The 21957-nt window shown below is 53.6% G+C and carries 17 protein-coding genes and 5 pseudogenes; 16 read left to right on the top strand and 6 right to left on the bottom strand.

Features of this window, described 5'->3' with window-relative positions:
• Window positions 1-128: 128 nt before the first annotated feature.
• Entirely contained in the window at window positions 129-293 is a 165-nt protein-coding gene (locus WM46_RS23875) for a DUF1127 domain-containing protein (RefSeq protein ID WP_102603547.1), read from the bottom strand.
• 178 nt (window positions 294-471) lie between these two features.
• On the opposite strand from WM46_RS23875, the gene WM46_RS23870 reads away from it, so the two are divergent.
• Window positions 472-1884, top strand: a complete 1413-nt coding sequence (locus tag WM46_RS23870; RefSeq protein WP_102603546.1) for a PLP-dependent aminotransferase family protein — start codon at window positions 472-474, stop codon at window positions 1882-1884.
• Between the two features lie 41 nt (window positions 1885-1925).
• On the opposite strand, the pseudogene WM46_RS23865 reads toward WM46_RS23870, so the two are convergent.
• Window positions 1926-2342 (bottom strand): annotated as a pseudogene (locus WM46_RS23865) (Rpn family recombination-promoting nuclease/putative transposase); the annotation flags it as partial.
• A 219-nt stretch (window positions 2343-2561) separates the two neighbouring features.
• Here WM46_RS23865 and WM46_RS23860 point away from each other — a divergent pair.
• Window positions 2562-3377 carry a helix-turn-helix domain-containing protein gene (locus WM46_RS23860; protein WP_102603544.1) on the top strand — a complete coding sequence of 272 codons (816 nt, stop codon included), beginning with the start codon at window positions 2562-2564 and terminating at the stop codon, window positions 3375-3377.
• Between the two features lie 48 nt (window positions 3378-3425).
• Window positions 3426-4067 (top strand): annotated as a pseudogene (locus WM46_RS23855) (LysE family translocator).
• 50 nt (window positions 4068-4117) lie between these two features.
• On the opposite strand, the pseudogene WM46_RS23850 reads toward WM46_RS23855, so the two are convergent.
• Window positions 4118-5145 (bottom strand): annotated as a pseudogene (locus WM46_RS23850) (Tn3 family transposase); the annotation flags it as partial.
• Between WM46_RS23850 and WM46_RS23845 the strand changes: the two are divergent.
• Window positions 5116-5584: pseudogene (locus WM46_RS23845) on the top strand (recombinase family protein). The pseudogenes WM46_RS23850 and WM46_RS23845 overlap by 30 nt on opposite strands.
• A gap of 97 nt (window positions 5585-5681) precedes the next feature.
• Here WM46_RS23845 and WM46_RS23840 read toward each other — a convergent pair.
• Window positions 5682-6934: pseudogene (locus WM46_RS23840) on the bottom strand (enolase C-terminal domain-like protein).
• A 337-nt stretch (window positions 6935-7271) separates the two neighbouring features.
• On the opposite strand from WM46_RS23840, the gene WM46_RS23835 reads away from it, so the two are divergent.
• The 6 genes from WM46_RS23835 (at window position 7272) to mdtM (ending at window position 14375) form a co-directional block, all read left to right on the top strand.
• Window positions 7272-8039: an SDR family oxidoreductase gene (locus WM46_RS23835; protein WP_102603543.1), complete on the top strand. Its 768-nt coding sequence runs from the start codon at window positions 7272-7274 to the stop codon at window positions 8037-8039.
• 83 nt (window positions 8040-8122) lie between these two features.
• Window positions 8123-9484 (top strand): MFS transporter, encoded by a 1362-nt coding sequence (locus WM46_RS23830; RefSeq protein ID WP_102603542.1) that lies wholly within the window; start codon window positions 8123-8125, stop codon window positions 9482-9484.
• On the top strand, window positions 9453-10544 hold the full coding sequence (gene idnD, locus WM46_RS23825) for an L-idonate 5-dehydrogenase (protein ID WP_102603541.1): 1092 nt from the start codon (window positions 9453-9455) through the stop codon (window positions 10542-10544). Before WM46_RS23830 ends, idnD begins: the two co-directional genes overlap by 32 nt.
• Window positions 10545-10633: 89 nt before the next feature.
• Complete coding sequence (locus tag WM46_RS23820) at window positions 10634-11353, top strand: FadR/GntR family transcriptional regulator (protein ID WP_102603540.1); 720 nt, start codon at window positions 10634-10636, stop codon at window positions 11351-11353.
• A 250-nt stretch (window positions 11354-11603) separates the two neighbouring features.
• Window positions 11604-12766, top strand: a protein-coding gene (locus WM46_RS23815; RefSeq protein ID WP_102602369.1) for an IS3 family transposase whose coding sequence is annotated in 2 segments (ribosomal slippage) — window positions 11604-11865 and window positions 11865-12766 — 1164 coding nt in all. Because the reading frame shifts where the segments join, the coding sequence is not laid out codon by codon here.
• A gap of 376 nt (window positions 12767-13142) precedes the next feature.
• On the top strand, window positions 13143-14375 hold the full coding sequence (gene mdtM / locus WM46_RS23810) for a multidrug efflux MFS transporter MdtM (protein ID WP_102603887.1): 1233 nt from the start codon (window positions 13143-13145) through the stop codon (window positions 14373-14375).
• 31 nt (window positions 14376-14406) lie between these two features.
• Here mdtM and metC read toward each other — a convergent pair whose 3' ends face one another.
• Window positions 14407-15597, bottom strand: a complete 1191-nt coding sequence (gene metC / locus WM46_RS23805; protein WP_102603539.1) for a cystathionine beta-lyase — start codon at window positions 15595-15597, stop codon at window positions 14407-14409.
• 26 nt (window positions 15598-15623) lie between these two features.
• Window positions 15624-16862, bottom strand: a complete 1239-nt coding sequence (locus WM46_RS23800) for a dicarboxylate/amino acid:cation symporter (protein ID WP_061075333.1) — start codon at window positions 16860-16862, stop codon at window positions 15624-15626.
• Window positions 16863-17086: 224 nt separating this feature from the next.
• On the opposite strand from WM46_RS23800, the gene WM46_RS23795 reads away from it, so the two are divergent.
• The 6 genes from WM46_RS23795 (at window position 17087) to WM46_RS23770 (ending at window position 21875) form a co-directional block, all read left to right on the top strand.
• Entirely contained in the window at window positions 17087-18013 is a 927-nt protein-coding gene (locus WM46_RS23795) for a LysR family transcriptional regulator (RefSeq protein WP_102603538.1), read from the top strand.
• Between the two features lie 50 nt (window positions 18014-18063).
• On the top strand, window positions 18064-19347 hold the full coding sequence (locus tag WM46_RS23790; RefSeq protein ID WP_102603537.1) for a DUF445 domain-containing protein: 1284 nt from the start codon (window positions 18064-18066) through the stop codon (window positions 19345-19347).
• 9 nt (window positions 19348-19356) lie between these two features.
• Window positions 19357-19596 (top strand): DUF2164 domain-containing protein, encoded by a 240-nt coding sequence (locus WM46_RS23785; RefSeq protein WP_061075336.1) that lies wholly within the window; start codon window positions 19357-19359, stop codon window positions 19594-19596.
• 96 nt (window positions 19597-19692) lie between these two features.
• A complete protein-coding gene (locus WM46_RS23780; protein ID WP_102603536.1) occupies window positions 19693-20844 on the top strand; it encodes a double-cubane-cluster-containing anaerobic reductase in 1152 nt (383 codons plus the stop codon).
• Window positions 20845-20853: 9 nt separating this feature from the next.
• Window positions 20854-21621 (top strand): putative 2-hydroxyacyl-CoA dehydratase activator YjiL, encoded by a 768-nt coding sequence (gene yjiL, locus WM46_RS23775; protein WP_102603535.1) that lies wholly within the window; start codon window positions 20854-20856, stop codon window positions 21619-21621.
• Window positions 21618-21875, top strand: a complete 258-nt coding sequence (locus WM46_RS23770) for a DUF3343 domain-containing protein (RefSeq protein WP_061075339.1) — start codon at window positions 21618-21620, stop codon at window positions 21873-21875. The genes yjiL and WM46_RS23770 overlap by 4 nt, the downstream gene beginning before the upstream one ends.
• The last annotated feature ends 82 nt before the right edge of the window (window positions 21876-21957 follow it).

Below are 21957 nucleotides of genomic sequence, written 5' to 3'. Positions count from 1 at the left end.
AGAGAAAATAATACTTATCAGGATAAGTATCAAGAAACATGCCGCCAGGAAGCATAAATTGATAAATCTGATGAATGTAAAAAAGGCCGGACGGGTTCAACCTCCAGCCTCTGACTTTCGCCATCAGGCTAGTCAATCTGATCCCGGCGCAACCCCAGATCCCTGAGCCGTTCATCACTCATCTGTTGCAGGATCCGCCGGGTTTGCGCCTGCAGGCGCCATTTTTTAAACGCTCGCCAGATCAGGACAAAACCAATAAACGGCTGCTTTGCTTTGTTTTCATGAAATTCCATACTCCACCCCCCCTCTCATACCAGAGCCTTTATTCTGGCGGTTTTCGGGTGGATCGATACAGATTCAAAAACAGCTTTTATTTAACATACAGATTCGCTAATACTGTCTCTGCATCGCATATTTTGCACCTGTCTGTACTGGTTTTTACATCTGTATGGCATCTTTGAGGGATACAGCATGACGCGTTACCAACATCTGGCCAATCTGCTGGCCGAGCGTATTGAACAAGGGCTGTATCGTCACGGAGAGAAATTGCCGTCGGTGCGCAGTCTGAGTCAGGAGCACGGTGTCAGTATCAGCACCGTACAGCAGGCGTATCAGGTACTGGAATCACTGCAACTCATCACGCCGCAGCCCCGTTCAGGCTACTTCATTGCGCCACAAAAAGCGCAGCCGCCGGTACCGCCAATGTCGCGTCCGGTACAGCGTCCGGTTGAATTTACCCAGTGGGACCAGGTCATGAACATGCTTGCGGGTCATAGCGATGATTCGATCATTTCATTCAGCAGCGGAATACCCGATGTCAGCCAACCGAGCCTGAAACCACTCTGGCGAGAACTCAGCCGGGTGGCACAGCATAATCAAAGCGCTGTACTCGGCTATGATGATTTGCCCGGATGCCTGAACCTGCGCAAACAAATCGCCCGTCTGATGCTGGACGGTGGCTCCGTCCTGACCGCAGACGACATTATCATCACTAATGGATGTCAAAGCTCAATGTCGTTGTCGTTGCTGGCGATATGCAAGCCGGGAGACATTATTGCTGTCGAATCGCCGGCCTACTACGGCACATTACATCTGCTGCGCGGTCTTAATCTAAAGGTTATTGAAATTCCTACCGAGCCCGATAGCGGGATCAGCATTGAAGCCCTGGAACTCGCCGTTGAACAGTGGCCAATAAAAGGAATTATCCTTGTACCTGCCTGTAATAATCCGCTGGGATTTATCATGCCGGATGCGCGCAAGCGAGCCGTTCTGGCCCTCGCTCAACGCCACGACATTGTGATTTTCGAGGATGATGTATATGGCGAACTGGCAACGGAGTATCCGCGCCCAAGAACAATTCACTCCTGGGATATCGACGGGCGTGTGGTGCTGTGCAGCTCCTTTACCAAAACCGTTGCTCCCGGTTTGCGTGTCGGCTGGGTCGTCCCCGGTCGCTACCATGACAAATTACTGCATATGAAATATTCCGCCAGTGGCACTGGCGTTCCGGCAACACAACTGGCCGCGGCAGCGTTTGTCCAGGAAGGACACTATCACCGTCACGTCCGGCGAATGCGGCAGATTTATCAGCGTAATATGGAAATATATACCTGCTGGGCGCGGGAATATTTTCCCTGTGGGATCTGCGTGACGCGACCAAAAGGCGGTTTTATGTTGTGGGTCGAACTCCCGGAGCAGGTCGATATGGTTTGTGTCTCCAGACAACTCTGTCGCCTGAAAATTCAGGTCGCACCGGGTTCACTGTTCTCCGCATCCGGGAAATACCGCAACTGCGTGCGCATAAACTGTGCACTCCCGCCCAACGAGAAGCACCGGGACGTAATGCAGAAACTGGGCGAGGCGATCAAAGTCGCAATGGAGTAAACACTCGACTTCCCGGACGGCTTGAACGCCACACAGTACATTCAGTGGATCACACTCTGCATCTCTTCTGCGGAAAGTCCGGTAAGTCTTTGCACCGTCTCCCGCTCGATCCCCTCCGTCAGCATCCGTTGCGCTATTCGTCGCGCCGCGTTAAGTTGACCTTCTGCCAGACCTTCTTGTTTACCTTCCCGCATCCCTTTTCTAAGAATCGCATTACGAAATCTTTCTGCAATCGTCATTAATCTCTCCTTGTGTTGAGGAACACGCTCAGCCACTTTCTCAAGAAATCCGATGAAACGGGGCGTATGTCCATGCTGTATCAGTAAATAATTAAACAGCGCTTTCAACTGTCTGTCATTAGCGCAACTGGTAACGAGCAATACGGCAAGTCGTTCCACGAGTCCCTGTAGATCCCGCTTACGGATATGCTTTTGAATAAGCTCCAGTAGTGCCATCCGTCCCCAGGAGTCGAGAATGTGACAGTAGCGCGAAGGATTTCACTTCTCATCTGCGACTATTCATCTTTGCGAGACGTTTTCAGCAGTAAATATATTCATCTGCAACCGATACATTTTCTCGGAATGATGTGCACAGAAGCGCCACATCCTCTCTCTATAACGCTTTTTCTCGCCAGGCCTGTGATATAACAAATCATCACTTTGCCGGAGGCGCTAACTGTGACCCACACCCGAGATATTCCACAATCGTTCTGGCGCGATGAACGGCTTGCGTGGCTGGAGCTGCGCAGCACCTGGCGCAGTCATCAGGCCTATAAGCGCCATCACCATCCGCAACTCTCTGTTGGGGCCATTCTGGAAGGTGAAACCTGCTGTGTCAGCGGTGGCAAAGAATACCGTCTGCAGGTGGGCGACCTGATAGTGATCCCGCCACGGGTACCGCACAGCTGTAACCCGGTCGATGGGCAGTATCGCAGCTACCATATGCTCTACCTGGACGCGGACTGGTGTCTTGCTCAGTTGCCCGAACAGACAATCCCTGCACCGTTTTTCGCCCCGGAACCGGTGATCCGCGATCCACAACGCTTTCAGCACTTTCTCGACCTTGTGGCGTTGATGGAGAAACGGCAAACCGCACCGCTTATCGATGCCGTCCGCCTCCTGCTGCGCGCACTCCCTTTGCAGTCAGGAAATCCGCCGCGTCCGCGAGCGACCAGTCAGTCTCTGAAAGCGCGACTGCAAAGCAATTTGCTCTCTCCACCGTCGCTTGATGATGTCGCGCAAGAGTTCGGCATGCGCAAAGAGACGCTGATCCGCACCTTTAAGCAGGACACCGGTCTGACGCCGGGCAGCTATCTGAACATCGCGCGGATCGATTTTGCCAGGACGCGACTGCGCGCCGGCGACGATATCGCCGACGTCGGCTATCAGAGTGGTTTTGCCGACCAGAGTCATTTCCACCGCACCTTTGTCAGCTATACCGCCGCCACGCCGCGCCAGTATGCGCGGGGACGATCAATATCAGACAATAATTAGCGTTTTACCGGGTGTAGCGTGAACTCAGGTTTGCACACTGAGGTCACTATGGAACCGTTGTCTGTACTCTTTCCCCCTGCATTTCCCGCCCTGGCGCTGGCGCACTTTGTGGCGCTGCTCAGCCCCGGACCGGATTTCTTTTTACTGGTGGGCTACGCCGTTCGCTATCGACTGCGCGGTAGCGTCGGGCTGTGCCTGGGGATCGCCGCCGGTAACGGGATCTATATCCTGCTGGCGATTGCTGGCTGGGGGATCCTCCGTCAGCATCCTCTGCTCTTCACGTTGATCGCACTGTTGGGCGCACTTTATTTACTGTGGATCGGCAGCCTGCTGTTACGCAGTCGTCCGCAAACGCTGACGGGTGCAGATGCCCAGTCCACGTGTCCGGGATTGGGCAGACAAGTGCTGCTGGGACTGGGCTCGTCACTACTCAACCCGAAAAACGCCCTGTTCTATCTGGCGCTGATGACCGCCCTGCTTGGCCCGTAAGTGACGCTGGTGCAACAGGCCGTCAGCGGCATCTGGATGACCAGCGTCGTGCTGTGCTGGGATCTGTTGATTGTCATGGGGATTGGCCTGCCGTTTGTCCAGCGACGACTCAGCCATGGGATCGTGTGGATCGAACGCATTGCCGGTGGCGTGTTGATCGCCTTTGGTTGTGGGATCGTCTGGCGCTTTCTCTTCCCGTAGTCTATTGATGCTCTAAATGGGGTCAGTTTGGATATCGAAAATTATGTACGTTAAGGTTGTTTTTTGACCTTTCTATTTTAGCGGGACTCAGCCGACGAAACTTACCAGAAGCCGGTATCCGGTTGCTTTTCCAGATATAATCGACTGTCAGATTGATGTGCTCCCAGCCTAACGGCGACAAATGCGACAGTAGTTGCTCGTTGATCTTCATCCCTTTACGCTTCAGGGCATCGACTGCTCTTTCCATATAGACGGTATTCCACAGGGATATGGCGGCTGTCAGAAGCGTCAGTCCACTGGCGCGATAGCTCTGATTTTCCGGCTTCCTGTCCCGGATTTCTCCCAGCCGGTGCATAAATACCGCCCACGCCAGTGCGTTACGTGCCTCACCTTTATTCAGCCCCGCCTGTACTCGCCGACGCAGTGCAGGATCGCGGAACCAGTCGAGCATAAACAGCGTTCGCTCAATGTGGCCAATTTATCTCAGTGCTTTGGCAAGTCCGTTTCGCTTGGGGTAGCTGGCTAGCTTTTTCAGCATCAGAGATGATGTCACGGTTCCCTGCTTTATCGAGGTCGCCAGATGCAGCACTTCACGTCAGTGAATTTCGATCTCTTTCAGATTCAGGCTGCTCGTTGATATCAGTGACTGAAGCGCCGGGTACTGGTCCGCTTTCCCTCTGATAAACAGCTTCTTGTCGTGGAGATCCCTGGTTCGCGGACAGAACGCAAACCCCAGCAGATGCATCAGGGCAAAGACATGATCGGTGAAACCCGTAGTATCGGTGTTATGCTCCCTGATTTCCAGGTCGCTTTCGTGGTACAGCAAGCCATCTAGCACATGGGGTGAATCCCTGATCCGGCTGATTATACAGGTGTAAAACGGGCTGTATTGATCCGATATATGGGTATAAAACTGACGTCCAGGATCCTGCCCATATTTCGGGTTAACCTGCCCTGCATAGCGGCCTGAGCTGCCTGTTCTGAAATTCTGTCCATCTGATGATGACGTTGTCCCGTCTCCCCAGGATGCCGCCAGTGGTCTTTTCCCCTGCGCGTTTACCAGCTCTGCGAGGGCGGCTGGTTCGCCGATCGGGCAAAAGAGATGCTGGAGCAGTTCGTTCAGGAGCGGGGACATAAAATAGCCAGTTACTACCGGGAGAATATCAGCGGTACAAAACTTGACCGTCCGGAACTGGGACGCTTACTGATGGACAGTCACCACAATGATATTTTTCTGGTCGAGCAGATAGACCGCCTGACCCGATCACAGGCGCCGTTATAACCGCCATCAATAATATGCTTATCGATCTGATGGCCGCAATGTCGCATAAGGACTGGCTGAGTCACCGCCAGCGGCAAAAACAGGGGGATTGAGAGGGCCCATGCGCAGGGAAAATACCGGGGTAAGCAGGCCGATCAAGAAGTTGAGTATCCAGGAAACGGCAGACGCGACAGGGTACAGTCCCTCACAGATATGCCGTATTCAGGCTCTTTATAGAGAAGTGGCCACTGATTAAAAAGCAGACTCAATATACAATAATTTCTGTTTCCAAAACGGAGTCCATCAGGACGTCGGGAATAAGACCCGGTAGATGCAAGCCGGGCCTTCATTGCTTACGGTCTTGAAGCCGTACCGTCTGGTGTGCGCGCCATTGTCCAGGACGGGATCCCCCCTCGCACGGATATTTCGCCGCTTTGGCTTCATCAATGTCAATACCTAGACCCGGCTTATCGTTCAGATAGGCATAACCGTGGTCAATCTCAGGGCAGCCCGGGAAGACATCACGCAGCGCGTCGTTCATTGGTGTGTATTCCTGAATGCCAAAGTTCGGTGAACTCAAATCCAGATGCATATTGGCGCAAACCCCGACCGGAGAAATGTCGCCCGGCCCGTGCCATGCGGTGCGCACACCGTTCAGTTCGCTGTAGACGGAAAGTTTCTTCGCCGGCGTAATGCCGCCGATGGTGCTCACGTGGCAGCGAATGTAGTCGATGAGCTTGTTGTCGATGAGCGGCTTCCACTCATTCACATTCACAAACAGCTCACCCATGGATATCGGAGTGGAAGACTGCTGGCGCAGCATTTTCAGCCAGTCGATATTTTCCGGTGCCACCGGATCTTCAAGATAAAACAGCTGATACTGTTCGAGTGTTTTGGCCAGATTAATGGCAGTCACCGGGGTCACGCGCTCATGTACATCATGAATAAATTCGATGCCAAAACCCAGTTTGTTACGCAGGTGATCGAACAGACGCGGGACGCTTTTGGCGTAGGCGTCCGGGTCAAAGTAGATGCCGGGCGTATTGCTGCGCGGTGAACGTTTCGGCTGAATGTTCTTCGCACGTGCCAGCTGCGTGGCGATCAGTTTGAGGTCATCGGTCCCCGCACCGCCGTACATGCCCATCTGGCAGCGAACATACTGGTAGCCCTCTTCCATTCTGGCGCGGATGTTATCCTCCACTTCTACTTCATCGCCACCGTCGGTGTGGCAGTACAGTGGAATCCCATCACGGCATTTGCCACCCAGCAGATCATAAACCGGCATCCCCGCCAGCTTACCTTTGATATCCCACAGCGCCATGTCCACGCCGGACAATGCATTGTTCATGATCGGGCCATTGCGCCAGTAGCCGCTCACCGCGCCTGACTGCCAGATGTCCTCAATACGGGTCGGATCTTTGCCAATCAGAAAAGGTGCCATGTACTCATCGATCGCGCTTTTTACCGCGAATATCCGCTGGGTAAATGTCGCGCATCCCAGTCCATACAGCTCCGGCTCATTGGTTTCTATCTTAACGACCGCCAAATCAATGCCGCCCGGCGCCGTCAGAATCGTTTTCACGTTGGTGATTTTCAGGTTACTCACTTTCACTCCTCAACTCAGCGAATTTACCGCATGTCATACCGTTGTGGATGATATGACACGCATTTGTAAGTTGTCCTACAACTTAATGCTGTTATATCACGCTTCATTTACAGAGGAACGCTGCGAGCGCCATTTTGTGATAGCGATCAAGTTGCGTTAAATATAAATTTAATTTATATCTATAATTCAATGAATTAATAGTAATAGCGCGATCGCCACGTGGGGCTGTTTGTGATCCTTGTTGCAAATTCATGGGTGAGCTGTTGATTTTATCAGAGCGAAAATTCAACCTTAAATAAGACAGTCGTCATACAAATTAAACGAGTGAGGAAACGACATGACCGCTTTATTTGATTTAACCGGGAAAACGGCGCTGGTAACGGGCTCTGCACGAGGACTGGGCTTTGCCTACGCAGAGGGCCTTGCCGCTGCGGGTGCACGGGTTATTCTGAATGATATTCGCGACACCCTGCTGGGCGAATCAGTGGATTCGCTGACAAGAAAAGGCTACGACGCACACGGCGTGGCTTTTGATGTCACTGATGAACTGGCAATTGAGACGGCTTTTAGCAAACTTGATGCAGAAGGGATCCGTGTTGATATCCTGATCAATAACGCCGGTATTCAGTACCGCAAACCGATGGTCGAGCTGGAGCTGGAAAACTGGCAGAAGGTGATCGACACCAACCTGACCAGCGCATTTTTAGTCTCCCGCTCGGCGGCAAAACGGATGATCGCCCGCAAAAGCGGCGGCAAAATCATTAATATTGGCTCGCTCACCAGCCAGGCGGCCCGCCCGACCGTTGCCCCGTACACGGCGGCAAAAGGTGGCATCAAAATGCTTACCTGCTCGATGGCTGCAGAATGGGCGCAGTTTAATATCCAGACCAACGCCATTGGACCGGGCTACATCCTGACCGACATGAACACCGCGCTTATCGAAGACAAGCAGTTCGATAGCTGGGTGAAAAGCAGCAACCCTTCTCAGAGGTGGGGTCATCCGGATGAGCTCATCGGCACCGCCGTCTTCTTATCATCCAAAGCATCGGATTATATCAACGGGCAAATTATCTACGTCGATGGTGGCTGGCTCGCCGTGTTATAAGCCGTCCATACTCTACCTACTCGCCTTTAAAATTGACGGCATGTGTTCGCCCGAAGACATGCCGATATAACACAGGGATTATTATGAAGGCTTCAAGACAACGGTTCTTTATTCTCACATTGCTGTTTATTGTGACTGCAATTAATTATATGGATCGCGCCAATCTTGCCGTTGCTGGTTCGAATATCCAGAGTGATTTCAGTCTGACGCCAACACAACTGGGTTTGCTTTTCTCCATGTTTACCTGGGCCTACGCTGCCAGTCAAATTCCTGTCGGCTATGTCCTTGATCGCATTGGCTCACGTATTCTTTACGGTGGGGCGATTATTCTGTGGAGTATTTTTACCTTTATGATGGGGCTCGCCTCACACCATTTATTCGCGACGGCAACCGCTTCATTTGCAATGCTTCTGGCCTGCCGCGCATTAATTGGTGTTGCCGAAGCGCCGTCATTCCCGTCTAACACAAAAATAATCGCCACCTGGTTCCCGGATCATGAACGTGCCCGTGCGACCGCAATTTATTCCAGCGCGCAATATCTTGGACTCGCCCTGCTGACCCCAGCCCTCGCTTTTATTGTGGCTAACTACGGTTGGGAAATGTCGTTTTATCTGTCCGGTGGCGCCGGAATTCTGTTTGGCATCTACTGGCTCATGTATTACCGCGATCCACAGCACAGCACCACTGTGAACCAGGCCGAGCTGGATTACATCAAGGCGGGTGGTGGCTACGGCTCGGCCAACCAGTCTGCGGTTAGCGAGAAGATCAGCTGGCAAGATATTAAATTCTTCCTCAGTAAAAAAACGATTTGGGGTCTGTTCATCACCCAGTTTGCCTGCTCGTCTACACTCTATTTCTTCCTGACCTGGTTTATAGTTTACCTGGAAAAAGGGCTACACCTCTCTATTTCCAAAGCCGGGATGGGGGCCATGCTGCCCTATATTATGGCGATGCTTGGGGTGCTCTGTGGCGGTACGCTAAGCGATATGCTGCTGAAAAAAGGAAAATCCCGAACGCTGGCACGAAAATTACCTGTTATGACTGGCCTGTGCGTCACCATGATTATTGGTCTGGTCAATTTCTTTGAAAACCAGCCGGTTATTGCGATTGTTATTCTGTCTGTTGCGTTCTTTGCCAACGCCTTTTCAAACCTGGGTTGGGTGGTCTGGAGCGATGTGATTCCTCGTAATTTCCTCGGCACTATGGGCGGCTTTTTAAATATTTGCGGCAACCTTTCGGGGATCGTTAGCCCAATTATTATTGGGGTTATTCTCCAGCGCACGCAAAACTTTCAGTATGCCATGTGGTATATCGCAGGCGTCGCCGGACTGGGCTTATTAGCCTACATCTTCCTGGTGGGCAAAATTGAAGTGATCCTGCCTGAAAAAAAGAATGCCGACACCGTGGATAAGAATGCCATTAATCCGGCAACTGACAACAAATAATGAGGTCATTATCAAAATGGAAAAAATAACCTGTAACGCTTGTCTGGCCCATGCGGAAAAAGACGTACGCTTTGAATCACGTGAAATCGAACACGGTGAACATGACGTCGTCGTGAAGGTCTCCTGCGGCGGCATCTGTGGCTCTGATATTCACTACTATCAGCATGGCCGCGCGGGGATGTCTGTCCTTAAGCATCCGATGGTGATTGGCCATGAGTTTGTTGGCGTGATCAGCAAAGTGCCAGCAGGTAGCGAGCTGAAAGTGGGCCAGACGGTTGCGGTGAACCCGTCCAGCCCCTGCAATCAGTGCGAGATGTGCCTTTCCGGCCATCAAAATCTGTGCGGCTCCATGCGCTTTATGGGCAGCGCGCAGTTCAATCCGCATGTGAATGGCGGTTTTTCTGAATACGTGGTGGTAAAATCGGAGCAATGCATTCCTTACGATAGGCGCGTGCCCGCAAACGTGATGGCCTTTTCGGAACCGCTGGCGGTCGCCATTCATGCAGTAAAAAAGGCGGGTCAGTTGACCGGCAAACGCGTACTGGTGATTGGCGCAGGCCCCATTGGTTGTTTGATCCTCGCGGCGGCGCGCAGTGCCGGAGCATCTGAACTGGTGGCGTCCGATCTCAGCCCACGCTGTCTGGAACTGGCACGCCAGATGGGGGCCACGGCGGTGATGGATCCGCGCGATGAAGAACAGGTTGCCCATTATCAGCAGCATAAAGGCTACTTTGATGTCGTTTTTGAGGCCTCCGGCGCGCCGATTGCCGTGGCATCCACCGTCGATTTCACCCGTCCTGCCGGCACCATCGTTCAGGTGGGGATGGGCGCCAGCCCGGTAAGCTGGCCGGTGTCGCCGATGCTGGTTAAAGAACTCAGTTGGGTCGGCTCGTTCCGTTTTATCGGTGAGTTCATCACCGCAGTACGCTGGCTGGAAGATGGGCGCGTCGATCCTCGCCCGCTTATCAGTGCCGAGTTCCCGCCCCAGCAAATTGAAGACGCGTTGATTACCGCCACAGATAAAAATATCTCTGCTAAGGTACTCATTCGTTTCGATTAACGGTGAAAGCGCCCGGCCGGGCGCTTTGTTCTTAAAAGTGAATTGTTATACAATAAATCACTTCACTGACATCTTAACGGATACCCATCTTGAGCATAAAATCCATTCAAAAACAGAATGTTGTAAATGAAATTTATGATCAGATAAGCGGCAAACTGCTGGACGGCAGTTGGGCGCCGGGTAGCCGTTTGCCCTCAGAGGCGGAGCTGACCACCTCATTTAATGTCAGCCGGGTCAGCGTTCGCAGCGCAGTGCAGCGTTTTCGTGACCTGGGGATTGTGGTGACACGTCAGGGCAGCGGCAGCTACGTGAGCGAAAACTTCACCCCGCAAATGTTGAGTAACGATCCCCGCCCAATCATGCACCTTAGCCGCGAAGAGTTTCACGATATGATGATTTTTCGTCAGACTGTGGAGTTCAAATGCGTGGAGCTCGCCGTCACACACGCCACCGATGATGACATTCGCCAGCTCGAAGAAGCACTGAACAACATGCTGATCCACAAAGGTGATTATAAAAAATACTCGGAAGCGGATTACGAGTTCCATCTGGCGATTGTCAGGGCATCGCACAACAGCGTGTTCTACAACGTGATGAGCTCGATTAAAGACATCTATTACTACTATCTTGAAGAGCTTAACCGTGCGCTGGGTATTACCCTTGAAAGTGTGGAAGCCCATATCAAGGTCTACATGTCGATAAAGAATCGCGATGCCAGCACGGCAGTTGAAGTGCTCAATGAAGCGATGTCAGGCAATATTATTGCGATCGAAAAAATCAAATCAACAGAGACATCAGGGACAAAATAATAGCTGGTTACAGGCTCAACTAGTAGAACACTTCAACATAGCTGAATCCGAAATAGTTGCCATCAACGGAGTAAAGTGATCCATCAACTATTTACTACTATGTCAGTGTGACATAGTCCCACTTTAAAATCCCGGCAGTGCGGCCTGAAATCAGCGGATCTTCAAATGGCCAAGTCCCCCTTAACTGATCTTACCCACCATTAGTGGACACGCGACTAAGTGAGTAAACTCTCAACCAGAGGTAGCTCACATGACAAAATCCGTATCAACCAGTAAGAAACCCCGTAAGCAGCATTCGCCTGAATTCCGCGATGAAGCCCTGAAACTCGCTGAACGCATCGGTGTCGCTGCCGCCGCCCGCGAACTCAGCCTGTATGAGTCGCAACTCTACAACTGGCGCAGCAAGCAGCAGCATCAGACCGCATCCTCTGAGCGCGAGAGTGAACTGGCGGCTGAAAATGCCCGTCTCAAACGTCAGCTGGCTGAGCAGGCAGAGGAACTGGCCATTCTCCAAAAGGCCGCGACATACTTCGCGAAGCGCCTGAAATGAAGTATGTCTTTATCGAACAACACCAGGCTGAATTCAGCATTAAAGCCATGTGCCGCGTACTGTGCGTGGCCCGTAGCGGTTGGTATGCCTGGCGCAAGCGCCGCAGCGTCATCAGTGCCCGCCAGCGTTTCCGGCAGGGTTGCGACAGCGCGGTCAGTAATGCTTTCGGCCAGGCAAAACAGCGCTACGGTGCGCCCCGTCTGGCAGAAGAGCTGCGTGCGCAGGGCCTGGCGTACAACGTGAAAACCATTGCTGCCAGCCTGCGCCGTCAGGGGTTACGGGCGAAAGCCGCACGCCGGTTCAGCCCGGTGAGCTACCGTGAACATAGCCTGCCGGTGTCAGAGAACCTGCTGAAGCAGGATTTTTACGCCAGCGGCCCGAACCAGAAGTGGTCGGGAGACATAACCTACTTGCGTACCGACGAGGGCTGGCTGTACCTGGCGGTGGTCATCGACCTCTGGTCGCGGGCCGTCATCGGCTGGTCGATGTCATCGCGGATGACGGCCCGGCTTGCCTGCGATGCGTTGCAGATGGCGTTGTGGCGGCGTAAACGGCCGGAGAACGTAATTATGCATACGGACCGGGGCGGACAATACTGCTCAGCGGCCTTTCAGGCACTGCTGAAGCGGCATAACCTGCGCGGGAGCATGAGCGCCAGGGGCAACTGCTACGATAATGCGTGCACGGAAAGCTTCTTCCACTCACTGAAGGTGGAATGTATCCACGGAGAACGCTTTGCCAGCCGGGAAATAATGCGGGCGGCGGTGTTCAATTATATCGAGTGTGATTACAATCGCTGGCGTCGCCACAGTGCCTGCGGTGGTATTAGCCCGGAACAGTTCGAAAACCAAATCCTCGCTTAGGGCGTGTCCACATTACGTGGGTAGGATCAAACCTACAATAATTTTCGATATCCAAACTGACCCCTAAATGAATTCAGCTCATTCTATTGACTAACATCAAATTATAATGACACTTAAGGTGTATATTTTCCGTTCAACTTACTTTTCCCGAGGTGTGATGTGCTGATAACCATCTGTAATCGCTACACATTCTGACAAGAGTCAGAGTGTGTTCCCCTGTCTGTGATTCCCACAGGCAGTGCTTTTGATTACATGAAATTCAGTACATCCGCAGTCTGCTGTTCTCTATTTTCTGCCTGATGTCCCTGTGACAGTATTGAATTTCGTTGTTCCCGTTAAGGGGTTCTCCACATGGAGTTCGTTTTGTATGCAATGGATTATTGAGTTTTTCAAGCGGCACGCCATGACGCTGTTCTTTCCAATGGCGCTGATTCTGTACGATTTTGCCGCCTATCTGTCGACGGACCTGATTCAGCCGGGCATCATCAACGTCGTGCGGGAGTTTGATGCCGATGTCAGTCTGGCGCCGGCGGCGGTCAGTCTCTATCTCGCGGGAGGAATGGCGCTGCAATGGCTGCTGGGGCCGCTTTCCGACCGGATCGGTCGTCGTCCGGTACTGGTCACGGGGGCGCTCATTTTTTCCCTCGCCTGTACCGCCACGCTGTTCACCACCTCAATGACACAGTTTCTGGTCGCGCGCGTGGTGCAGGGTACCAGCATCTGCTTTATCGCGACGGTCGGTTACGTCACGGTGCAGGAGGCGTTCGGACAAACGAAAGCCATCAAGCTGATGGCGATCATCACCTCTATCGTGCTGGTGGCGCCGATCATCGGCCCGCTTTCCGGCGCGGCGCTGATGCACTTCGTCCACTGGAAGGTGCTGTTTGCCATTATTGCGGTGATGGGGTTTATCGCCTTTATGGGCCTGTTGCTGGCGATGCCGGAAACGGTCCAGCGCGGCGCGGTGCCGTTTAGTGCGATCAGCGTCGTACGCGATTTCCGCGATGTCTTTCGCAACCGCGTGTTCCTCTTTGGCGTCGCCACGATCTCGCTGAGTTACATCCCTATGATGAGCTGGGTCGCCGTTTCTCCGGTGATCCTGATCGACGCGGGTGGCATGACGTCCTCACAGTTCGCCTGGGTGCAGGTTCCGGTGTTCGGTGCGGTCATCGTCGCCAACATGGTCGTTGCACGTTTTGTGAAAGATCCGACCGACCCGCGCTTCATCTGGCGTGCGGTGCCCATTCAGCTCAGCGGCCTGTTTGTCCTGATCGCCGGAAACCTTTTCTGGCCTCACGTGTGGCTGTGGTCGGTGTTGGGTACCAGCCTGTATGCGTTTGGTATCGGGCTTATCTTCCCGACGCTGTTCCGCTTCACGCTGTTTACCAACAACCTGCCGAAAGGAACCGTGTCGGCCTCGCTGAACATGGTCATCCTGGCGGTGATGGCTGTTTCCGTCGAAATCGGTCGCGGGTTGTGGTTTAACGGCGGTCGGATCCCGTTTCACCTGCTGGCGGTTATTGCGGGAGTGGCGGTGATATTCACGTTGAAAGGGTTGTTAACGCGGGTACGTCAGTATCATGCAACGGAACTGGCAACAGAGAAATAAAATCAGGCCCCGTCATGCGGGGCCGTTTTTTTTAAGCAATGCGGGCAAATCCGGCTTCAAGGTCGGCAATCAAATCACCGATATCTTCCAGGCCGATATGCATCCTCACCAGCGTCCCGCTGAAATCAACATCCCCGGCCGGGCGAATGCTGTTCAACTCTTCCGGTTGGTTCGCCAGAATCAGCGACTCAAACCCGCCCCAAGAGTAAGCCATGTGGAACAGCGAGAAGTTATCGAGGAAGTTCGCTAACTGCTCATCCGTCAGTCGCTTTTTCAGCACAAACGAGAACAAACCGGAACTGCCGCTGAAATCACGCGTGAAGTATTCATGGCCCGGACACTCCGGTAGCGCCGGATGGTTCACCCGCGCCACCTCCGCGCGTGCCGACAGCCAGCGGGCAATCTGAATGCTGCTCTCCTGATGCTGCTTCAGACGCACCGACAGCGTACGCAGGCCGCGACTGCCGTTATACGCGGTATCGGCGTCCAGCGTTTGCCCCATCAGATACGAGTTTTCACGCAACTGATCCCAGCAACGGGCGTTGGATACCGCCGTTCCCAGCATGCCGTCAGAGTGACCAATCGTGTATTTGGTGCCGGCCTGAATTGAGATATCCACTCCGTAGTCCAGCGCCTTAAACAACACGCCCGCCGCCCAGGTATTGTCGATCATAATGACGATCTCCGGGTTCACCGCGCGGATCGCCTTCACCATTCCCGGCACATCCTGCACTTCCATGGTGATCGAACTCGGTGATTCAAGAAACACCACTTTGGTTTCCGGGCGGATCAGATCGACAATTCCGGCACCGATCATCGGATCGTAGTACGTCGTTTCGACGTTGAATTTACTCAGGATCTTATTGCAGAAATCCTGTGTTGGTTCATACGCCGCTCCGGTCATCAGCAGATGATCGCCGCCCTGCACAAACGCGAGGATCGCGTTCGTCACCGCCGCCGCACCGCACGGATAGAGCGCGCAGCCGACACCGCCTTCCAGTTCACTCATCGCCTTCTGGAACGCGAAGTGGGTATAAGTGCCGCGACGACCGTAAAACAGCTCGCCGTTTGCGCGATTGGCGGTGGCGAATTTTTTGTCCTTCACGGTATCAAACACCAGCGAAGAGGCGCGCTGGATAACCGGGTTTACCGCGCCCTGGGTATAGCGTTTATCGCGTCCGGCGATGATCAACTGGGTTTCGAGTTTCACTGAATCTTTCATAACCTTTCTTATCCTTAATCCGTGCGTTAAACCTCGGCGACCGTAGCCGTCGCATTCATCTCTGCATTCACCGACTTTTTCCCGGAGAAGCGTTCTACAATTTGTGCCGCGTTCAAATCATGAATCACGTTAATCAGCGTCGCCGGGGCATCGGTAATTGTGCCCAGCACCACTAACATCGGAATGGTTTCCATCGGCAGTCCGAGCGTGGTGACGATAAAGATCTCTCCGAGGAACGCTCCGCCTGGTACCCCGCCGACGATAATCGCGGAAAGCACGGCGATCAGCATGGTCAGGAAGAAGGTTTCCGTGGTGAATGGAATCCCCAGCACCGAGTAAATAAAGACGATCTTCAGCGCCGCAATCATCGCCACGCCGCCTTTGTTCAGGTTGACCAGCAGTGGGATCGAGACATCCACAATTTCCGGGTTAATCCCCATCGCTTTGCCCGCACGCAGCGTCACCGGCAGCGTTCCCAGCGAAGAACAGGTACCCAGCGCCGTGACAGAAGGCTCAATGGCGTGACGCCAGAAGGCCTTCACGGCCGGTACGCCGCCGCCAATGTAAGAGTAAAGAATAGAACCGAAAATGTAGTAAGCCAGCGTGGCAACCATGAACAGACCAATTGCCCGGGCAAAGGTGAGCAACAGCCCGGAATCCTGGCTGGCCATCGTCGCCGCAAAGTAACAACCGAGCCCCAGCGGCGCGACTTTCATGATGATCGACACGATCTTCATAATGACGGTGTTGGCATCTTCCAGCAGCGAAGCAATGCGTTTACCCGCCTGTTCTGACTGCCCAATCGCGATCCCGGCAATGATCGCCATCACGATCAACGCAAGAATATTCGACTTAGAAAACAGACCAATAAAGTCATTGGTGGTGATCATGCTGACAAAATCCATCTTGCCGCTGCCCGCCTGTACGGACTGCGAGAGATCGATAGTGACCCCCTGCGCCGGGTTGTACCACAGGGCTAACGCCACAATCCCGGCTGCCGGAATAAACGCCATCGCGATGGAAACGATAAAGATAATCGCCATAATCCGTCCTAAGCGTTTCAGGTCGGTCATACTGGCGATGGAGGACATTACGCTGATTCCCACCAGCGGAACGATAATCATAAATAACAGGTTCAGGAAAATCTGACCTATCGGCTGGAGTTTACTGGCAAACGCGGGGGCTAAAATCCCTAATAAACCACCTGCCACCAGAGCAAGTAATAAAATAATTGACGATTTGTAGGGTTCGAGTCGTGTCCACATAATCGGTACCTTTTATAAGAATGGAATTAAATGAGAGTAAATTCACAATTTGGCGACGTTCTGTATTTGCCTCCTTACTATTTGTGACGCAACTCACTTAAGTTGTTATTTTTTCATTTTGTGCGTAGGTCGTTTCCTGTGGTTCAATAGTTACATGTTTCAAAACCCAATGTAACGGCCTATTCGTACCATTTTTGCAAATCACTTGTGAGCAAAAGGAAACAATGAGCGCACCCATTTCTCTCAAGCATTTAGAGTTTTTTGTCCGGATTGTGGACTGCGGAGGATTATCTGAAGCTGCAGTGCAACTTAACGTGTCACCGTCCGCGGTCAGTAAAAGTCTGGCGGCAATGGAAGATACGCTGGGGACAACATTAATTAAGCGTACGACCCGCAGTATTACGCTGACCGACGCCGGGCAATATTTGTTTAACCGGGCCAATAAATTACTGAAAGAATTTGATGAAACGCTAAATACCACCTCTGGTTATTATCACAACCCGCAGGGTGAATTACGCATTACCTGTTCGATTGCTTTCGGCTATTCCCGACTGGTCAATCTGGTGGACAAATATCGCACCCAGTACCCGGATGTGAACCTGTATATCGATCTCAACGATAACTTCGTCAATCTGAACGACACGGATTTCGATATCGCCCTGCGCATCTCCACCGCCCCGCCGCAAAACTATGCCATGCGTAAACTGGTGCCGATCCGCTGGGCGTACTGCGCCTCTCCCGGGTATCTTGCGAAGAAAGGGATGCCGTTGCGTCGTACCGATCTGGTGGATCATGACTGTCTGGTTTACCCCGGTCTGACGCCGATTCTGAAAGTTGCCGACGAACAGGATCGCCTGCATCAACTGAAACTGAATATGCCGATCCAGGCCAACAGCAGCCTGGTACTGCTGAAATCGGTGCTGGAAGATCAGGGCGTGGCCTATCTGCCGACCTACCTGATTGGCGATCATATCCAGAAAGAGGAGATCACCCCGCTGATGCTCGACGGCACGATTGCCTGCGAAACGCACGCTCTTTACGCGCTCTATTTCCCCAGCAAATACAGCAATCCGAAGGTACGTTCGTTTATTGATTTTTTGGTCGCGGAGTTAGGAACACTGCCAACGTGGGACAACTGGATCCCCGACTGATCCCCGGTTGTTTTTGCACGATCCCCCCGTCTGGCTCTATCCTTAACCCTATGAATAAAATCGCTGAACTCAAACGCGCCAAACTGCTGGCGCTTTCGTTACTGCTGATCGCTGCCACCACGTTCGTCATCACCCTCTTCCTGCCGCCCGGCTTTTGGGTCAGCGGGATCAAAGCCATTGCCGAGGCGGCGATGGTCGGTGCTCTGGCGGACTGGTTCGCGGTGGTGGCGCTGTTTCGCCGCGTCCCTCTCCCGTTCATTTCACGGCACACGGCGATTATTCCCCGCAATAAGGATCGCATCGGCGAGAATCTGGGGCAGTTTGTGCAGGAGAAATTCCTCGACACCCAGTCTCTGGTCGCGCTGATCCGCCGTCATGAACCCGCGCTGCTGATTGGTAACTGGTTCAGCCAGCCGGAAAATGCCCAACGGGTCGGACAGCATCTGTTACAGATCATGAGCGGCTTTCTGGAACTGACCGACGATGCCCGTATCCAGCGCCTGCTAAAGCGTGCGGTGCATAAGGCGATTGATAAGGTTGACCTCTCTGGCACCAGCGCCCTGATGCTGGAAAGTATGACCAAAAACGATCGCCATCAGGTACTGCTTGATACGCTGATCGCCCAGTTGATCGCGCTCCTCCAGCGCGACAGTTCGAGGATCTTTATCGCCCGGCAAATCGTCCACTGGCTGGAGACCGAGCACCCGCTGAAGGCTAAAATTCTGCCCACCGAGTGGCTGGGCGAACACAGCGCAGAACTGGTCTCGGAGGCGGTGAACTCGCTACTTGATGACATCAGCCACGATCGCGCGCATCAGATCCGCCACGCCTTCGATCGCGCCACCTTTACGCTCATCGACAAACTGAAAAACGATCCGGAGATGGCGAATCGGGCGGAAAGCATCAAGGATTACCTGAAAGAAGATGAGGCCTTTAACCGCTATCTCGGCGAGCTGTGGGCGGACTTACGTCAGTGGCTGAAGCAGGATATCAACGCCGACGACTCCAGGGTGAAGCAGCGAATCGCCCATGCCGGACAGTGGTTTGGCGAAACGCTGATCGCCGACGATGCGCTGCGCGCCTCGCTCAATGGCCATCTGGAGCAGGCCGCCCACCGGGTGGCGCCAGAGTTTGCCGCCTTCCTGACCCGCCACATCAGCGATACGGTGAAAAGCTGGGATGCCCGCGATATGTCGCGGCAGATTGAACTTAACATCGGGAAAGATTTGCAGTTTATCCGCGTCAACGGCACGCTGGTGGGCGGGACAATCGGGCTGCTGTTATATCTGTTGTCGCAAATCCCCTCACTGCTGCCCGCACTGTCCACTTTTTAAGGAGAAAAAATGGCTGACATTACCCTGTCCCCGGCGGAGCGCGACGGTCTGCGCGATGCGCTCAGAGACTACTGCCGCGATCATTTCGAACTGGAGCTGGAACAGTTCGACGCCGAGTTTTTTATTGATTTTATTAGCGAAAAACTGGGGCCTGCGTACTACAACGCGGGCATTGAGGAGGCGATTCGCACGCATCTGGCCTGGAGCGAGCGCATCCAGGAAGAGATGGATCTGAAGAAGATTTTATAATGCCTTACCTGGCGGGAGATCAATAAACCCATAACATTGACATGGTTATAATGCGAACACTTTTAACATCTCCCGTGTCACGGGGAAGGAAAATCCATGTCGCTTATCACCGATCTGCCCGCCATTTTCGACCAGTTCTCTGAAGCCCGCCAGAAAGGCTTTCTTACCGTGATGGATCTCAAAGAGCAGGGTATCCCGCTGGTGGGAACCTATTGCACCTTCATGCCGCAGGAGATCCCGATGGCGGCGGGTGCGGTGGTGGTTTCGCTGTGTTCAACGTCGGACGAAACCATCGAAGAAGCCGAAAAAGATCTACCACGCAACCTCTGCCCGCTGATCAAAAGCAGCTATGGCTTCGGCAAAACCGACAAATGCCCCTATTTCTACTTTTCCGACCTGGTGGTGGGTGAAACCACCTGCGATGGTAAAAAGAAAATGTATGAATACATGGCGGAGTTCAAAGCCGTTCACGTTATGCAGTTGCCAAACAGCAGCCAGGATGCCGCCTCACGCGCGCTGTGGAAAGCAGAAATTCTGCGTCTGCAACAGGCTGTGGAAGCGCGATTTGGGACGCCGGTTACCGAAGCGGCACTGCGCGAAGCCATTGTCCTCAAAAATCGTGAACGCCGCGCGTTGGCGAATTTCTATCGTCTCGGCCAGCTTAATCCCCCGGCATTGAGCGGCAGCGATATCCTGAAAGTGGTGTACGGCGCGACCTTCCGCTTTGATAAAGAAGCCCTTATCGACGAACTGGACAGCATGGCTGAACGTGTGCGTCAGGCATGGCAGGAGGGTAAACGACTGGACGCCCGCCCGCGTATTCTGATCACCGGCTGCCCGATCGGCGGCGCGGCAGAAAAAGTGGTACGCGCCATTGAAGAAAACGGCGGTTGGGTAGTGGGATACGAAAACTGTACCGGCGCGAAGGCGACCGAGCAGTGCGTCGCGGAAACCGGCGACGTATACGAGGCGCTCACCGACAAATATCTCGCCATCGGCTGTTCGTGCATCTCTCCAAACGATCAGCGCCTGACGCTGCTCAGTCAAATGGTGGAAGAGTACCAGGCAGACGGCGTGGTAGACGTGATTTTGCAGGCCTGTCATACCTATGCCGTTGAATCACTGGCAATTAAACGTCATGTTCGCCAGCAGCACAACATTCCTTATATCGCCATTGAAACCGACTACTCCACCTCGGATGTCGGCCAGCTCAGCACCCGCGTCGCGGCCTTTATTGAAATGCTGTGAGGAGCAGGCGTGACGTATTCGATAGGAATTGATTCCGGCTCGACGGCGACCAAAGGTATTTTACTGGCAGACGGTGTGATTGAGCGCCGTTTCCTGTGCCCGACGCCATTCCGCCCTGCCGACGCCATCCGCGAGGCCTGGGACGCTCTCGCGGAAGGTCTGGAAACGCGCCCCTACCTGACCTTAACCGGTTATGGCCGCCAGCTGGTTGATTTTGCCGACAAACAGGTGACCGAAATTTCCTGTCACGGACTGGGCGCGCGGCTGCTCGCACCGGCTACCCGTACGGTCATTGACATCGGTGGACAGGACAGCAAGGTGATCCAACTGGATGACGACGGTAACCTCACCGACTTCCTGATGAATGACAAATGCGCGGCGGGCACCGGACGTTTTCTGGAAGTCATTTCACGCACCCTGGGTGCCAGCGTGGAGCAACTCGATACCATTACCGCCGGCGTTGCGCCACATGCCATCAGCAGTATGTGCACCGTTTTTGCCGAATCCGAAGTGATTAGTCTGCGCTCTGCGGGTATCGCCCCGGAAGCGATCCTCGCGGGTGTGATTAACGCAATGGCGCGACGCAGCGCCAACTTCATCGGTCGACTCTCTTCAGAAGGGCCGCTGCTGTTTACCGGCGGCGTCAGCCACTGTACGGCCTTTGCCCGGATGCTGGAAGGCCATGTCGGTATCCCGGTAAACACCCACCCGGACGCGCAGTTTGCCGGAGCTATCGGCGCAGCGCTGATCGGCCAACGGCAGAGAACGCGCGGATGACGGAATACCTGTTTTTATTTCATTCGACGGTGGGCGTGATCCAGACCCGCAAAGCGTTGCAGGCCGCAGGCATGACCTTTCGGGTTGCCGACATTCCCCGCCAGTTGCGCGGGGGCTGCGGGCTGTGCGTCTACCTGCATTGCCAGACCGGAGAACAAAATCGGTGGGTGATCCCCGGTCACACCGAGTCTATTTACCGCCTTGAGCAGGGCGACTGGCAATGTGTGGCAACCTTCGACGCGCCAGCGCGTTGACCCGCGAAACCGCGATAAATTTCGCCATGCAATTATCACGCGTTTAAGGATTCATTAAGATTAATCTTTATACTTTCTCCCT

Origin of the sequence: Citrobacter freundii complex sp. CFNIH2 (assembly GCF_002880615.1) — a bacterium.
Classification (GTDB): Bacteria; Pseudomonadota; Gammaproteobacteria; order Enterobacterales; family Enterobacteriaceae; genus Citrobacter_A; species Citrobacter_A amalonaticus_F.
Note: the sequence above shows the minus strand (reverse complement) of the source record. Positions and strands in the feature narration are given on the sequence as shown.

What these genes read in the sequence shown, in the direction of transcription:
- WM46_RS23875 (WP_102603547.1), bottom strand. Translation starts at nt 293, where the DNA reads ATGGAATTTCATGAAAACAAAGCAAAGCAGCCGTTTATTGGTTTTGTC.
- WM46_RS23870 (WP_102603546.1), top strand. Translation starts at nt 472, where the DNA reads ATGACGCGTTACCAACATCTGGCCAATCTGCTGGCCGAGCGTATTGAA.
- WM46_RS23835 (WP_102603543.1), top strand. Translation starts at nt 7,272, where the DNA reads ATGACCGCTTTATTTGATTTAACCGGGAAAACGGCGCTGGTAACGGGC.
- WM46_RS23830 (WP_102603542.1), top strand. Translation starts at nt 8,123, where the DNA reads ATGAAGGCTTCAAGACAACGGTTCTTTATTCTCACATTGCTGTTTATT.
- idnD (WP_102603541.1), top strand. Translation starts at nt 9,453, where the DNA reads ATGCCATTAATCCGGCAACTGACAACAAATAATGAGGTCATTATCAAA.
- metC (WP_102603539.1), bottom strand. Translation starts at nt 15,597, where the DNA reads ATGAAAGATTCAGTGAAACTCGAAACCCAGTTGATCATCGCCGGACGC.
- WM46_RS23800 (WP_061075333.1), bottom strand. Translation starts at nt 16,862, where the DNA reads ATGTGGACACGACTCGAACCCTACAAATCGTCAATTATTTTATTACTT.
- WM46_RS23795 (WP_102603538.1), top strand. Translation starts at nt 17,087, where the DNA reads ATGAGCGCACCCATTTCTCTCAAGCATTTAGAGTTTTTTGTCCGGATT.
- WM46_RS23790 (WP_102603537.1), top strand. Translation starts at nt 18,064, where the DNA reads ATGAATAAAATCGCTGAACTCAAACGCGCCAAACTGCTGGCGCTTTCG.
- WM46_RS23785 (WP_061075336.1), top strand. Translation starts at nt 19,357, where the DNA reads ATGGCTGACATTACCCTGTCCCCGGCGGAGCGCGACGGTCTGCGCGAT.
- WM46_RS23780 (WP_102603536.1), top strand. Translation starts at nt 19,693, where the DNA reads ATGTCGCTTATCACCGATCTGCCCGCCATTTTCGACCAGTTCTCTGAA.
- WM46_RS23770 (WP_061075339.1), top strand. Translation starts at nt 21,618, where the DNA reads ATGACGGAATACCTGTTTTTATTTCATTCGACGGTGGGCGTGATCCAG.